This is a genomic window from Stenotrophomonas sp. FR010, from assembly GCF_047520755.2.
Taxonomy (GTDB): Bacteria; Pseudomonadota; Gammaproteobacteria; order Xanthomonadales; family Xanthomonadaceae; genus Stenotrophomonas; species Stenotrophomonas sepilia.
In genome coordinates this window covers 237,749-250,857 of record NZ_JAXBQT020000001.1, presented here as the reverse complement: position 1 = coordinate 250,857, position 13,109 = coordinate 237,749, and the positions used below count along the sequence as shown (strand labels likewise).

The following is a 13,109-nucleotide window of genomic DNA, read 5'->3' as shown; positions in this document are numbered from 1 at the left end:
GCGGCGTCGGGCTTCACCCGCTGCTGGCGTCCGCGCACTAAGATTGCGCCGTGCCCGCCAGCCGGCGGGGTCTGCTGGAAGACCACCGATGCGCAACGATCCCTTTTCCCGCTCGCCCCAAGGCCCGCAGCGACGCGGCCTGTTCGGCAACATCCGCTGGTGGGTGCTGCTGCTGGCGGCGGGCTATGCGGTGTTCTACTGGTTCTCCAATCGCACCGTCGATCCCTACACCGGCGAGAAGGTGATGATCGACAGCAGCCTGGATGCGCGCCAGGAGACCGCGCTCGGTCTGCAGGCCTACCAGCAGATCCTCTCGCAGGAACGGCCGATGGATCCGAATGCGCCGATCGCGCGCGATGTGCGCGACATCGCGCAGCGCCTGATCGCCAAGGTGGATGTGGTGGAGACCGCGCTGGCACAGGAGCACGGCGTGCAGCCGGCGCATTTCGCGCGGGATTTCCAGTGGGAAGTGAATGTGATCCCGTCCGAGCAGGCCAATGCGTTCTGCCTGCCGGGCGGCAAGATGGCGGTCTACACCGGCCTGGTGCCGGTGGCGCGTACGCGTGATGCGATGGCGGTGGTGATGGGCCATGAGATCGCCCACGCGCTGCTGCGCCATGGTGCGCAGCGGATGGCGCAGCAGAAGCTGACCCAGATCGGGCAGATGGCCGGTGCCGCCAGTGGCATGGATGCGCAGCAGCAACAGATGATGATGTCGGCGATGGGCTACGGCTATCTGCTGCCCTATGCGCGCAGCCACGAGACGCAGGCCGACGAAGTGGGGCTGATGCTGGCTGCAGCGGCGTGCTTCGATCCCCGCGAGGCAGTGCCATTGTGGCAGCGCATGGGCCAGGCCAGTGGTGGCCAGGCGCCGCCGGAGTTCGCTTCCACCCACCCGAATCCGGGCACCCGCATCCAGAACCTGCAGGCACTGATGCCGAAGGCGCTCGAGTACCGGCAGAAGTTCTGCGAGCAGGCAAAGTAGGGGGTTGTTCGTCAGGGCTGCGCCCTGCACCTGCCGAAGCCAGAGCAACAGCAACAGCAACAGCAACAGCAACAGCAACAGCAACAGCGTGCATTCCGTGGGATGGCGCGGTGGGTCCGGTTGCGGGGGCCGCTGCAAGTACGTCCATGTAAGCTCGGTCGCCGCATCCATGCGGCTCACGCCCCCGCAACCGGACCCACCCCGCCTTCGACATATTTCTGCTGCTGTTGGTAGGTGTAGACCTTGGTCGACACGGTAGATCCACGCCATGCGTGGATGCTTGTCGATCTCGATTCGAAGTATTCGATTTCGATGGAGATTCATCCACGCATGGCGTGGATCTACCCCATCGCGGAAAACTGTCAGAGGTGGGGCGGTGCCGGAGTGCGGGGTGTCAGCCGCATGGATGCGGCTGCCAAGCCCCCATGGACGGGTTTACGGCGTCCCCGCACTCTGGCACCGCCCCGCCAACCCGCGGAATGCCAGCTTTTGCTGTTGCTTCGGCCGTTGCTTGAAGCCTCTGCGGGTGCAGGGCGCAGCCCTGCCGAACCCCCCTCTACTTGACCTGTACGTCGATCACGCCGTCACCAACGCGGGCCTGCAGCGCGTCACCGGGCTGTACCTGATCAACCTTCCGCACCAGCGTACCGTCATCGCTGCGGGTCAGGATGCTGTAGCCACGCGCCACGGTCGCCAGCGGGCTGACTGCTTCAAGTGAACGCGCCAGTCCGCGCAGTCGCAGTGCATCGCGCTCCAGCAGACGCTGCATCGCTGCCTGCGGCCGCCCACGCAGGGCGGTCAGGCGACGCTGCATCGCGTCCAGCTGGCGCTGCGGATGATGCCCACGCAGTACCGCAGACGCGTGACGCAGGCGCGCGGTACGGCGCTCCTGCTGCTGGTTGAACGCGGCATGCAGGCGCCGGCCCAGATCGAGCTGGCGTCGACGCAGCAGATCCAGTCGTGCCTGCGGGCTCTGGGCGTTCAGGCGCAACAGGGCGCGGTCGGCGCGCTGCATCGCCTGCTGCATCGCATGCCGTTGCAGCTGCACCATGCGGGCGGCCGTGCGGCGCAGGCGCAGGACCAGTTCGCGCTGGTCGGGTACCAGCAGCTCGGCCGCCACCGAGGGCGTTGGTGCACGCAGGTCGGCGGCGAAGTCGCTCAGGCTGAAGTCGGTTTCGTGGCCCACCGCCGAGACCACCGGCGTGCGGCTGGCGGCGATCGCACGGGCCAGTGTTTCATCGTTGAAGGCCCACAGGTCTTCCAGCGAACCACCACCGCGGGTCAGCAGGATCACGTCGTAGCGGCCACTGGCATCGGCGGCCTGCAGCAGCCGGGTGATCTGCGCGGCGGCACTGCTGCCCTGTACCAGGGTCGGCAGCAGGTCCACTTCCAGCAGCGGGAAGCGCCGGCCGAGCACGCTCAGCACGTCGCGCACGGCGGCGCCGGTGGGCGAGGTGATCACGGCCAGGCGCTGCACGTGCGCCGGCAGCGGCCGCTTGCGTGCCGGGTCGAACAGGCCCTCGGCCTCCAGCCGTGCCTTCAGCTCCTCGAAGGCGCGGCGCAGCGCGCCTTCGCCGGCTTCCTCCATGTGGTCCAGCACCATCTGGTACTCGCCACGGGCGTCGTACAGGGTCACCTTGCCGCGCACCAGCACGCGCATGCCTTCGCGCGGCACGAACTTCAGGTACTGCGCCTTCATCCGGAACATCGCCGCACGCAGCTGCGCGCGCGCGTCCTTCAGGGTGAAGTAGAGGTGTCCGGAGGCAGGACGCGCCACGCTGCCCAGTTCGGCCTCGACCCAGATCGCCGGGAAGCTGCCTTCCAGCAGGTTGCGGGCCAGGGTGTTGAGCTGGCTGGGGGTGAGGATGTCGTTGTTGCGTGGCTGCATGGAAACGGCGTGCTGCGGGCGGAACGGGGGCTCAGGATCGCACGTCAGCGCGCCGTGTGCTGGCCCAGTGCCCACTGCACGTGTTCACGCACCAGCGGCGAGGGATCGTCGATGCGGGTCTGCAGCGCAGCCAGCGCTTCGGCCGAGGACGGCGCATTGCCCAGCGCTACGGCGATGTTGCGTAGCCAGCGCTCATGGCCGCTGCGCCTGATCGGGCTGCCTTCGGTGCGGCGCAGGAACTCGGCCTCGTCCCAGGCGAACAGCTGGTCCAGGCGCGCGGTATCGAGGTTGTTGCGCGCGCGGAAATCGGCTTCGTCGGTGCGCTTGGCGAACTTGTTCCAGGGGCAGACCAGCTGGCAGTCGTCGCAGCCATAGATGCGGTTGCCGATCAGCGGGCGCATCTGTTCGGGAATGGCGCCGTCGTGTTCGATGGTCAGGTAGGAAATGCAGCGCCGCGCGTCCAGCCGCTGCGGGCCGGTGATGGCCTGGGTCGGGCAGACATCGATGCAGCGCGTGCAGGTGCCGCAGTGCGCCGTGGCCGGCGTATCGATCGGCAGCGGGATGTCGATGTAGATCTCGCCGATGAAGAACCAGGAACCGCCATGGCGGTCGATCAGGCAGGTGTGCTTGCCGATCCAGCCGAGCCCGGCGTTGCGGGCCAGTGCGCGCTCCAGGACGGGGGCGGAATCGACGAACACGCGGTAGCCCAGTGGCGCGACTTCGTCGTTGATCTGCGTGGCCAGCTTCTGCAGGCGGTTGCGCATCAGCTTGTGGTAGTCGCGGCCCAGCGCATAGCGCGCCACGTAGGCGCGGCCCGGGTCGGCCAGCGTCGCCCACGCTTCGGTGTCATCCTTGTGGCTGTAGTCCATGCCCACCGAGATCACGCGTACAGTGCCGGGCAACAGCTCGGCCGGTCGTGCGCGCAGGGTGCCGTGGCGCGCCATCCAGTCCATCGTGCCGTACAGGCCCTGGCCCAGCCAGTCGGCCAGGTGCGCCTCGTCCTCGCCGAGCTCGATACCGGCGATGCCGCAGCGCTGGAAGCCATGCGCACGGGCCAGTTCGCGGATGCGCTGCACGGCCTGGGCTGGATCGACGGGGGAGGGGGCGAGGGACATGCGCACCAGTATAAAATCCCTGCATGGCCAACCTCGCCGATCTGTTCGATTCCGCTGCCGCGCGTGCGCTGGATGCCCAGGCGTCCACCTTGGCGGGGGATGCTGGCTGGGGACTGATGGCGCAGGCCGGCCAGGCCGCCTGGCAGTGCTTGCTGCAGCATTGGCCGCAGGCGCAGCGCATCGGCGTGGTGGTCGGTGCGGGCAACAATTGCGGAGACGGCCTCGTGCTGGCTCGCCACGCGTTGCAGGCCGGGCGCGAGGTGAGGGTGATCGCCCTGCCGGGCCGGGCGCCATCGACCGCGCTGGCGCAGCGTGCAACATCGGAGTTCAGGTCCGACGGCGGCGCCATCACCGAGTTCGACGGCGCGCTGCCCGAGGCCGACCTCTGGGTCGATGCCCTGTTCGGGCTGGGTTTCGATCGCGCGCCGGAGGGCGCGGCGCAGGCGCTGATCGTTGCGATCAATGCGCAGGCGGCACCTGTGCTGGCCCTGGATGTGCCCAGTGGCGTCGATGCCGACCGCGGTGCGGTACCTGGCGCGGCAGTACGCGCTGCGCTGACCCTGCAGTTCATCGTGGCCCATCGCGGGCTGTACACCGGCGACGCGCTGGATCATTGCGGGCACAAGGCCCTGGCACCCCTGCAGTTGCCCGCGGCCGCATGGCAAAGCGTGTCGCCTGCCGTGGAGTACTGGACGCAGGCACGGTTGCCTGCCCTGTTGCCGCCGCGCCGCGCAAATACCCACAAGGGTGAATCCGGCCACGTGCTGTGCGTCGGCGGCAACCACGGCAGCGGCGGTGCCATCGCCATGGCAGCCGAGGCCGCCTTGCGCGCAGGGGCGGGGCTGTTGAGCCTGGGCACCCGCCGCGACCACGTCGGTCCACTGCTGGCTCGGCTGCCCGAGGCGATGACCCACGCGCTGGAAGACGGCGAGGCGCTGCCGGCCTTGCTTGACAGGGCGAAGGTGGTAGCGATCGGGCCCGGTCTGGGCCAGGACGAATGGGCGCGCGCACTGTTTGCGCGGGTGCTGGCCAGCGCCAGACCACTGGTGGTCGATGCTGACGCGCTGAACCTGCTGGCGCAGGATCCGCGTGCCTTGCCTGGCGCCGTCCTCACACCGCACCCGGGCGAGGCCGCACGCCTGCTCGGCTGCAGCACCAGCGACATCCAGGCCGATCGCTACGCCTGTGCGCAGACGCTCGCCGAGCGTTTCCACGCGGTGGTGGTGTTGAAGGGCGCCGGCAGCATCGTGGCGGCGCCCGGGCAAACGCCCCGGTTGATCGCCGCCGGCAATCCCGGCATGGCCGTGGGGGGCATGGGCGACCTGCTCACCGGCATCATCGCCGGCCTGCGTGCGCAGGGCCTGGCCGCCTTCGATGCCGCCGCGGCGGGCGCGTTGCTGCATGCGCTGGCCGGCGACGCGGCTGCCGCTGACGGCGCACGCGGCCTGCTTCCTACTGATCTGCTGGCGCCGCTGCGGCGACTGGCCAACCCGGAACGCTTCCCATGACCGATTTCTTCCTTGCCGACAGCGACGCCACCGAACTGCTCGGGCAGTGGCTGGCGGCCACCCGGCCGCCGCAGGCGCTGATCGAACTGCGCGGCGACCTGGGCGCCGGCAAGTCCACTACGGCCCGCGCGCTGCTGCGCGCGCTGGGCGTGCATGGCGCGATCCGCAGCCCCACCTACACCCTGGTCGAGCGCTATCCGCTGGCCAGTGGCGGTGAGGCGTGGCACCTGGACCTGTACCGCATCGGCCAGGCCGGTGAGCTGGATTTCCTCGGCCTGGACGAGGGCAGCGCGGTGCTGTGGCTGGTGGAATGGCCGGAACGGGGCGCCGGCGCGCTGCCGCCGACCGACCTGGTGGTTGCACTGGAGATCGAAGGACATGGACGCCGCGCCAGTCTCACCGCGGGCAGCGACGTTGGACATGAATGGCTGAAACGGCTGCCCCAAGGGGGCGACTTGCAGGCCATTTCTGTCGGCTGACGAGAACAAAGATCGGCAGGTTACGGATTATTAAGGAAAAAGGTGTTGCATTCCGTTCAGCGCGGTGATTGAATCCTGAGCCATGCGCCCGGGGAACCGTCTCATCGCCATCTGTGCCGCCGTCGGACTGGGTCTGGCGAGCGTCAGTGCGTGGGCGGGTGAAGTCCGCCAGGTGCTGCTGAACACCGGCGCGACCGGCACCCGTGCCGAGATCTCACTGGTCGGCAGTGGCGGCTACAAGACCCTGTCGCTGGCCGGCCCGAACCGCCTGGTGGTCGATTTCCCCGACTCCAGCGCCGTACGCAACCTGAAGATGCCGGCCGCGCAGGGCGTGGTCACGGCGGTGCGTACCGGACAGCCGGTCCCGGGCACTTTCCGCGTCGTGTTCGACCTTGCCGAATCGGTGGCGCCGTTCCGCCCGCAGATGCAGCGCGAGGGCAATGAATCCAAGCTGGTGATCGAATGGCCGGGTGATGGCCCTGCCGTGGCCACCACCAGCCGCCCGGCGACGCCACCGGCGGTGCAGCCGCAGGCGGCCGCTGCGGGGGGCTCAGTCGCGCCCACGCCGGCCGAGAACGCGCAGTCACGCACCGATGCTGCGCGGGCCACCGCCCTGCTGACCGCACAGGTGCAGCAGCAGGCCAGCGCCAGCGCCGCCGCACCCGCCACGCCGACCCCCGCACCGACCAGCGCGCCGGCCCAGGTTGCTGCGGCAGGCGTCGCGGCCAGCAGCACGCCTTCATCCTCGCCGGCTGCAATCCTCGCCGGCCAGCGCACTGCTGCGGTGGTGACCACGCCGCCGGCAACGGCCCCTACACCGGCACCGACGCCGGCCGAGCCGCCGCGTCCGGCCATGCCCAGCGATGCATCGCGCATCCGCATGCAGCCCGGCATGCGCCATCTTGTGGTGGCGATCGATCCCGGTCATGGTGGCCAGGACCCGGGTGCGATCGGCCCGACCGGCAAGCGCGAGAAGGATGTCACCCTGGCCGTGGCGCGTGAGCTGGCCCGCCAGGTCAACGCCACGCCGGGCCTGAAGGCCTACCTGACGCGCGACAGCGATGTGTTCATCCCGCTGCCGATGCGTGCGCAGAAGGCGCGTGCGAACAAGGCGGACATCTTCATTTCGATCCATGCCGACGCGGCCGAGAACCGTTCGGCCACGGGTTCGTCGGTGTACGTGCTGTCGACCAAGGGTGCCTCTTCGCAGCGCGCCCGCTGGCTGGCAGACAAGGAAAACGCGGCCGATCTGGTCGGTGGCGTTCGCCTGCAGCAGACCGAGGGCACGCTTGCCAATGTGCTGTTGGACCTGGCGCAGAGCGGCTACATGAAGGCGTCCGAAGACGCCGCCGGCCACGTGCTGGGCGGCCTGAAGCGGATCGGCAACAACCACAAGCCGAACATCGAGCGCGCCAACTTCGCGGTGCTGCGCACGTCGGACATGCCAGCGATGCTGGTGGAAACGGCGTTCATCTCCAATCCGGATGAAGAGCGCCGCCTGACGGACCCGGCTTACCAGCGCAAGGTCGCTGGCGCTGTGCTGGATGGTGTGCACACCTTCTTCAGCCGCCAACCGCCGCCGGGCACGTTGTATGCCGCCCGCGCGCAGGCCGAGATCGACGCCGCAGCCACCATGGCCGGCGGCAGCAAGTAAGCCGCCGAAGGCGGATTACTGCTTTCCGTAGAGTCGACTGTCAGTCGACTGCGCGCGCAGTGTGGGGGTTTCGGTGGCCGGCGAAGAGCAGTCGACTGACAGTCGACTCTACATGCGCAGCCTCCGTTATCATCCCCGCATGACGTCTGCTACCCATCCGCGCCCGATCCGGCCGTTGCCGGAGATCCTCATCAACCAGATTGCCGCGGGCGAAGTGGTCGAACGACCCGCGTCGGTGGTCAAGGAGCTGGTCGAGAACGCGATCGACGCCGGCGCCAGCCGCGTTGATATCGATCTTGAAGAGGGCGGCGTGCGCCTGATCCGCATCCGCGACAACGGCAGTGGCATCGCGCCCGAGCAGTTGCCCCTGGCGGTGTCGCGCCATGCCACCAGCAAGATCGCCGATCTTGACGATCTCGAATCGGTGGCCACGCTCGGTTTCCGGGGAGAAGCGCTGCCGTCGATCGCATCGGTCAGCCGCTTCACCCTGTGCTCGCGGCGCGCGCACGACGAGCACGGTTCGGCACTGCAGATCGAAGGCGGCAAGATCGGCGAGGTGACCCCGCGCGCGCATGCGCCGGGCACCACGGTGGAAGTGCGCGAGTTGTTCTACAACGTGCCGGCGCGGCGCAAGTTCCTGCGCGCCGAGCGTACCGAACTGGGCCATATCGAAGAGTGGCTGCGTTCGCTGGCACTGGCACGGCCGGATGTCGAGCTGCGCGTGTCGCACAACGGCAAGGCCTCGCGGCGCTACAAGCCGGGCGATCTGTACTCCGATGCGCGCCTTGCCGAAACGCTGGGCGAGGATTTCGCCAACCAGGCCGTGCGCGTGGACCACAGCGGCGCCGGCCTGCGCCTGCATGGCTGGATTGCGCAGCCGCGTTATTCGCGCGCGAGCGCCGACCAGCAGTACCTGTACGTCAACGGTCGCTCAGTGCGTGACCGCAGCGTCGCCCACGCAGTGAAGATGGCCTACGGCGACGTGCTGTATCACGGCCGCCAGCCGGCCTATGTGCTGTTCCTCGAACTGGATCCGACCCGCGTCGACGTCAACGTGCATCCGGCCAAGCACGAGGTGCGCTTCCGCGATTCGCGGCTGGTCCACGATTTCGTCTATCGCACGTTGAGGGATGCGCTGGCCGATACCCGTGCCGGCATGTCGGCGCAGGAGATCGGTGCCGGCCCCGCACATCCGGTGGACGCCGCCGCCGTCCCGACCGCATCGAGCGCCGGCGCGTCGGGGTTCGGGCTGGTGCGCGGGGCTGCGCCCGGCTCGGGAGGTGGTGGTGGCGGATTTTCAGGCTGGCGTCCGCAGCAGCCGCTGGGCCTGCAGGTGGCCGATGCACCGGCCGCCTACGCCGCGCTGTATGCCACGCCGGCCGGTGCCGAACGCGCAGCGGCGTTGCCGCCGATGCCGAGCGAGAACGGGTTGCCGGTGACCAGTGCCGACGCGGGTGTACCGCCGCTGGGCTACGCGATCGCGCAGCTGCATGGCATCTACATCCTGGCCGAGAACGCTGAAGGCCTGATCGTGGTCGACATGCATGCGGCCCACGAACGCATCGGCTACGAGCGCCTGAAGAATGCGCACGATGGCATCGGCCTGCAGTCGCAGCCGTTGCTGGTGCCGATCACGCTGGCGGTGGGCGAGCGCGAGGCCGACACCGCCGAAAGCGAAGCCGACACACTGGCGGCGCTCGGCTTCGAGGTGACCCGGGCCGGCCCCGGGTCGCTGCACGTGCGCAGCATTCCGGCACTGCTGGCGCATGCCGAACCGGAAGGACTGCTGCGCGACGTGCTGACCGACCTGCGCGAGCATGGCCAGAGCCGCCGCGTGGCCAGTGCACGCGACGAGCTGCTGTCGACCATGGCCTGCCATGGCGCGGTGCGTGCCAACCGGCGCCTGACCGTGCCGGAAATGAACGCGCTGCTGCGCGACATGGAAATCACCGAACGGTCCGGCCAGTGCAACCACGGCCGACCGACCTGGGCCCGTTTTTCGCTGGCGGAGATCGACCGCTGGTTCCTGCGCGGACGTTGAGGGGAGCATCGATGCGTTATCGGGGAGTGGCGGGCCTGCTGGCCGCCGTGGTGTTGGCCGCCTGCAGCCCGGCAACTCCGCCGGCGCCGACGGTCGCTGAAGATCCGGCCTACGCGGCCGCGCAGCAGCAATGGCGTGTAGCGCGCTACCAGGACCTGACCCGGCCCGATGGCTGGACGGCCCTGGTCGGCCTGCACTGGCTGCAGAACAAATCCCATTTCGTTGGCAGCGGCGCCACCAACGGCATCCGCCTGTCGGTCGGCCCGGACAGGCTGGGCCTGCTGCGCCGCGACGGGACGCAGTGGTGGTTCACGCCTGAAGCCGGTGTCGATGTCAGCCACGACGGCCAGCCGGTGCGTGGCCGCATCCGTGTCGACACCGACAAGGACGCGCAGCCGACGCTGCTGGCCTTCGATGGCGGCAAGGGCCAGCTCAGCATCATCCGCCGGGGGCCACGGGACGCGCTGCGGGTCAAGCATGCCGAGGCACCTGCGCGGCGTGATTTCGCCGGCCTGCAGTACTGGCCGGGCGGCGCGGACTGGCAGGTGCAGGCGCGCTTCATCGCGCATCCGCCGGGGAAGACCTTGCCGATCGTCGACATCACTGGCCTGACCACCGAGATGCCCAATGCCGGTGCGGTGGAGTTCGAACGTGATGGCCGCAGCTGGCACCTGGAGGCGATCGGTGCGCCCGGGCAGCCACTGTTCCTGATCTTCGCCGACCGCACCAGCGGCCGCGGCAGCTATCCGGCCGGGCGCTATCTGGATACCGAGGCCCCCGCTGCAGACGGCACGGTGCGCATCGATTTCAACCATGCCTACAACCCACCGTGCGCGTTCACCGCCTACGCGACCTGCCCGCTGGCGCCGCCGGAAAACCGGTTGGACCTGCGCGTGGAAGCCGGCGAGAAGGCCTACCACCTGCCTGAAGGAGAAGGCTGACCATGCCGATCAAACACCTGTTCCGTACCGCGCTGTTGCTGGCGGCCTGCGCAGTGGCGCCACTGGCCACGGCCCGCGATGGCCAGGCCAGCCCTGCCGCGGCCGCGGCCGCAACGGCGGCCAAGCCGCCGGTACCCCTGTTGTGGAAAGTCACCGGCCCGGGCGATGCACGCGTGTACCTGCTGGGATCGTTCCATCTGCTGAAGCCACAGGACTACCCGCTGTCGCCCGATGTCGAGCAGGCGTTCGAAGCCTCGCAGCGGGTGGTGTTCGAACTGTCGCCGGAAGACATGCAATCGCCCCAGCTGGCCAGCCGCATGGTGCAGGCTGCGACCCGCACCGATGGCAGCGAGCTGAAGCGTGATCTGGATGCGGCCACCTGGCAGAAGCTGCAGGCCTTTGCTGCCCAGAACCAGTTGCCGCTGGCGCAGATGCAGGGCATGAAGCCCTGGTTCGTCGGTCTGAGCATTTCGATCGGGCAGATGCAGAAGCTGGGCCTGGACCCGGCGCTGGGGCTGGACCGCCACTTCATGGAACGCGCGCAGAAGACCGGCCGCAAGACCGCGGGACTGGAAGATATCGATACCCAGATCGGCATGCTGGACGGGATGACGGTGCAGGAACAGCGGCAGATGCTGGCCGAAGCACTGGACCAGGCCGGCAAGGCCGATGAGCAGGCGCGGCTGCTGCATGATGCATGGCGTCGCGGCGACGAGCGCCTGCTGTGGACCAAGATGGCGGCAGAGATGCGCCAGCAGTATCCGCAGCTGTACCAGCGCATCAACACCGGTCGCAACGATGCCTGGGTGCCGAAGCTGGAGCCGTACCTGCAGGCCGGGCAGGGCGGTACGCTGGTGGTGGTCGGCACACTGCACCTGCTGGGCAGTGATGGCGTGGTCGAGAAGCTGAGGGCGAAGGGCTACAAGGTCGAGCGCGTGTGCACGGGGTGCAAGGCCAAACGCTGACGCACGGTTGGCGCGATGCCAAACAAGACGGCGCGCCAGGGGCGCGCCGTTTTCGTATCAGCCGTTGCTGCAGCTCAGCGGCGGGTCTTGCCGCCGGTGCCGGTACCGGTGCCGGGTTCGCCGGGCTTGTTGCCGGTTCCCGTTCCGGTGCCGCCCGGGCGCGGGCCACCGAAGCCGCTGCCCATGCTGCGCTGGAATTCCTGCCACAGCTCCAGATTGCGCTCGGTCAGCTGGTTCATCATCGCCCACGGGGTCTGGCCCAGCAGGTTGCCCATCTGCTGGCGGAACTGCTGCTGCTGGTCGAGGAAGACCTGCATGCTGCGCTCCAGGTAGTTGCCCATGAAGCCCTGCAGGGAATCGCCGTAGAAGCGGATCAGCTGGCTCAGCAGCTGGGTGGACAGCATCGGTTCGCCGTCCTGTTCCTGGTCGGCGATGATCTGCAGCAGGACCGAACGGGTGAGGTCGTCGCCGCTCTTGGCGTCGCGGACTTCGAAGTCTTCACCGTCCAGGATCAGCTGGCGCACGTCCTCGATGGTGATGTAGCTGGAGATCTCGGTGTCGTAGAGACGGCGGTTCGGATACTTCTTGATGATGCGGGTCGCAGCCATGAAGCGGTACTCGTCACAGTAGACGCGCAGCATGGCGCAGTGCAGCAGCGGTTGCAACCGCCCCAGCCCCCGCCAGGCTTGGCTTTCAGCAGCGATCATGTTGCGCAGCAAGGGTTTGCGTGCTGCGCAGCATGACCATCGGCAGGGGCCGTCAGCGCACGCCGCAGCGGCCCCTGCGCGGCTTACCAGCCCATGTGGTGGCCGCCGTTGATGTCCAGGTTGCTGCCGGTGATCCATGAGGCTTCCTCGGCCACCAGGAAGGACACGCCATAGGCGATTTCCTCCGGCTTGCCGAGGCGCCCGGTGGGGATATCGGCGATGATCTTGGCGCGCACGTCCTCCGGAACCGCCATCACCATGTCGGTGGCGACGTAGCCGGGCGAAATGGTGTTCACGGTGATGCCGAAGCCGGCGTTCTCGCGGGCCAGCGAAATGGTGAAGCCGTGCATGCCGGCCTTGGCCGCGGCGTAGTTGGCCTGGCCGTACTGGCCCTTCAGGCCGTTGATCGAGCTGATCTGGATGACCCGGCCCCAGCCGCGGCGCCGCATGCCTTCGATGACCGGACGGGTGACGTTGAACACCGAATTGAGGTTGGTGTTGATCACATCGTGCCACTGGTCCGCGCGCATGCGGTGGAACGTTGTGTCGCGGGTGATGCCGGCGTTGTTGACCAGGATCTCGACCGGGCCCAGCTCGGCCTCGACCGCACGCACCAGCGCCTCGGCGCTGCCTGGATCGGAGACATCGCCCGGGAAGATCGACACGTTGTAGCCGCGCTCGGTCATCGCCTGCTGCCATGCGCGGGCCTTGTCCTCGTCGCGGTAATTGGTGGCGACCCGGTGGCCCTGGTCGGCCAGGCGTTGGCAGATGGCGGTACCGATGCCGCCGGTTCCGCCGGTGACCAGTGCGACGCGAGATGTCATGG

The 13,109-nt window shown here is 68.6% G+C and carries 11 protein-coding genes; 7 read left to right on the top strand and 4 right to left on the bottom strand.

Features of this window, described 5'->3' with window-relative positions; translation table 11 throughout:
* Window positions 1–88: 88 nt before the first annotated feature.
* Entirely contained in the window at window positions 89–985 is an 897-nt protein-coding gene (locus tag ACM0PK_RS01140) for a M48 family metallopeptidase (protein ID WP_005417787.1), read from the top strand.
* A gap of 556 nt (window positions 986–1,541) precedes the next feature.
* On the opposite strand, the gene xseA is transcribed toward ACM0PK_RS01140, so the two are convergent.
* Both xseA and queG read right to left on the bottom strand, forming a co-directional pair.
* Window positions 1,542–2,873, bottom strand: a complete 1,332-nt coding sequence (gene xseA, locus ACM0PK_RS01135; RefSeq protein WP_414608030.1) for an exodeoxyribonuclease VII large subunit — start codon at window positions 2,871–2,873, stop codon at window positions 1,542–1,544.
* Between the two features lie 44 nt (window positions 2,874–2,917).
* Window positions 2,918–3,988 carry a tRNA epoxyqueuosine(34) reductase QueG gene (gene queG, locus ACM0PK_RS01130; protein WP_061478065.1) on the bottom strand — a complete coding sequence of 357 codons (1,071 nt, stop codon included), beginning with the start codon at window positions 3,986–3,988 and terminating at the stop codon, window positions 2,918–2,920.
* Window positions 3,989–4,011: 23 nt separating this feature from the next.
* Here queG and ACM0PK_RS01125 point away from each other — a divergent pair, with 23 nt between their 5' ends.
* The 6 genes from ACM0PK_RS01125 to ACM0PK_RS01100 all read left to right on the top strand — a co-directional run bounded on the left by ACM0PK_RS01125 (window position 4,012) and on the right by ACM0PK_RS01100 (window position 11,576).
* Window positions 4,012–5,496: an NAD(P)H-hydrate dehydratase gene (locus tag ACM0PK_RS01125; protein ID WP_414608029.1), complete on the top strand. Its 1,485-nt coding sequence runs from the start codon at window positions 4,012–4,014 to the stop codon at window positions 5,494–5,496.
* A complete protein-coding gene (gene tsaE, locus ACM0PK_RS01120) occupies window positions 5,493–5,975 on the top strand; it encodes a tRNA (adenosine(37)-N6)-threonylcarbamoyltransferase complex ATPase subunit type 1 TsaE (RefSeq protein ID WP_414608028.1) in 483 nt (160 codons plus the stop codon). The genes ACM0PK_RS01125 and tsaE overlap by 4 nt, the downstream gene beginning before the upstream one ends.
* Window positions 5,976–6,057: 82 nt before the next feature.
* A complete protein-coding gene (locus ACM0PK_RS01115; RefSeq protein ID WP_061478062.1) occupies window positions 6,058–7,629 on the top strand; it encodes an N-acetylmuramoyl-L-alanine amidase in 1,572 nt (523 codons plus the stop codon).
* 139 nt (window positions 7,630–7,768) lie between these two features.
* Window positions 7,769–9,670, top strand: coding sequence for a DNA mismatch repair endonuclease MutL (mutL, locus tag ACM0PK_RS01110; RefSeq protein WP_414608027.1), 1,902 nt, complete (start codon window positions 7,769–7,771; stop codon window positions 9,668–9,670).
* Between the two features lie 11 nt (window positions 9,671–9,681).
* Entirely contained in the window at window positions 9,682–10,611 is a 930-nt protein-coding gene (locus tag ACM0PK_RS01105; protein WP_414608026.1) for a DUF1684 domain-containing protein, read from the top strand.
* Window positions 10,612–10,613: 2 nt separating this feature from the next.
* Entirely contained in the window at window positions 10,614–11,576 is a 963-nt protein-coding gene (locus tag ACM0PK_RS01100; protein WP_414608025.1) for a TraB/GumN family protein, read from the top strand.
* Window positions 11,577–11,650: 74 nt separating this feature from the next.
* On the opposite strand, the gene phaR is transcribed toward ACM0PK_RS01100, so the two are convergent.
* The gene (gene phaR, locus ACM0PK_RS01095; RefSeq protein ID WP_005417756.1) at window positions 11,651–12,184 is read right to left on the bottom strand and encodes a polyhydroxyalkanoate synthesis repressor PhaR; all 534 of its coding nucleotides are present in this window, start codon (window positions 12,182–12,184) and stop codon (window positions 11,651–11,653) included.
* Between the two features lie 182 nt (window positions 12,185–12,366).
* Complete coding sequence (gene phbB, locus ACM0PK_RS01090) at window positions 12,367–13,107, bottom strand: acetoacetyl-CoA reductase (protein ID WP_111200717.1); 741 nt, start codon at window positions 13,105–13,107, stop codon at window positions 12,367–12,369.
* Window positions 13,108–13,109 lie beyond the last annotated feature (2 nt).

Coding starts and splice junctions, on each gene's coding strand:
- ACM0PK_RS01140 (WP_005417787.1), top strand. CDS start 89: ATGCGCAACGATCCCTTTTCCCGCTCGCCCCAAGGCCCGCAGCGACGC.
- xseA (WP_414608030.1), bottom strand. CDS start 2,873: ATGCAGCCACGCAACAACGACATCCTCACCCCCAGCCAGCTCAACACC.
- queG (WP_061478065.1), bottom strand. CDS start 3,988: ATGTCCCTCGCCCCCTCCCCCGTCGATCCAGCCCAGGCCGTGCAGCGC.
- ACM0PK_RS01125 (WP_414608029.1), top strand. CDS start 4,012: ATGGCCAACCTCGCCGATCTGTTCGATTCCGCTGCCGCGCGTGCGCTG.
- tsaE (WP_414608028.1), top strand. CDS start 5,493: ATGACCGATTTCTTCCTTGCCGACAGCGACGCCACCGAACTGCTCGGG.
- ACM0PK_RS01115 (WP_061478062.1), top strand. CDS start 6,058: ATGCGCCCGGGGAACCGTCTCATCGCCATCTGTGCCGCCGTCGGACTG.
- mutL (WP_414608027.1), top strand. CDS start 7,769: ATGACGTCTGCTACCCATCCGCGCCCGATCCGGCCGTTGCCGGAGATC.
- ACM0PK_RS01105 (WP_414608026.1), top strand. CDS start 9,682: ATGCGTTATCGGGGAGTGGCGGGCCTGCTGGCCGCCGTGGTGTTGGCC.
- ACM0PK_RS01100 (WP_414608025.1), top strand. CDS start 10,614: ATGCCGATCAAACACCTGTTCCGTACCGCGCTGTTGCTGGCGGCCTGC.
- phaR (WP_005417756.1), bottom strand. CDS start 12,184: ATGGCTGCGACCCGCATCATCAAGAAGTATCCGAACCGCCGTCTCTAC.
- phbB (WP_111200717.1), bottom strand. CDS start 13,107: ATGACATCTCGCGTCGCACTGGTCACCGGCGGAACCGGCGGCATCGGT.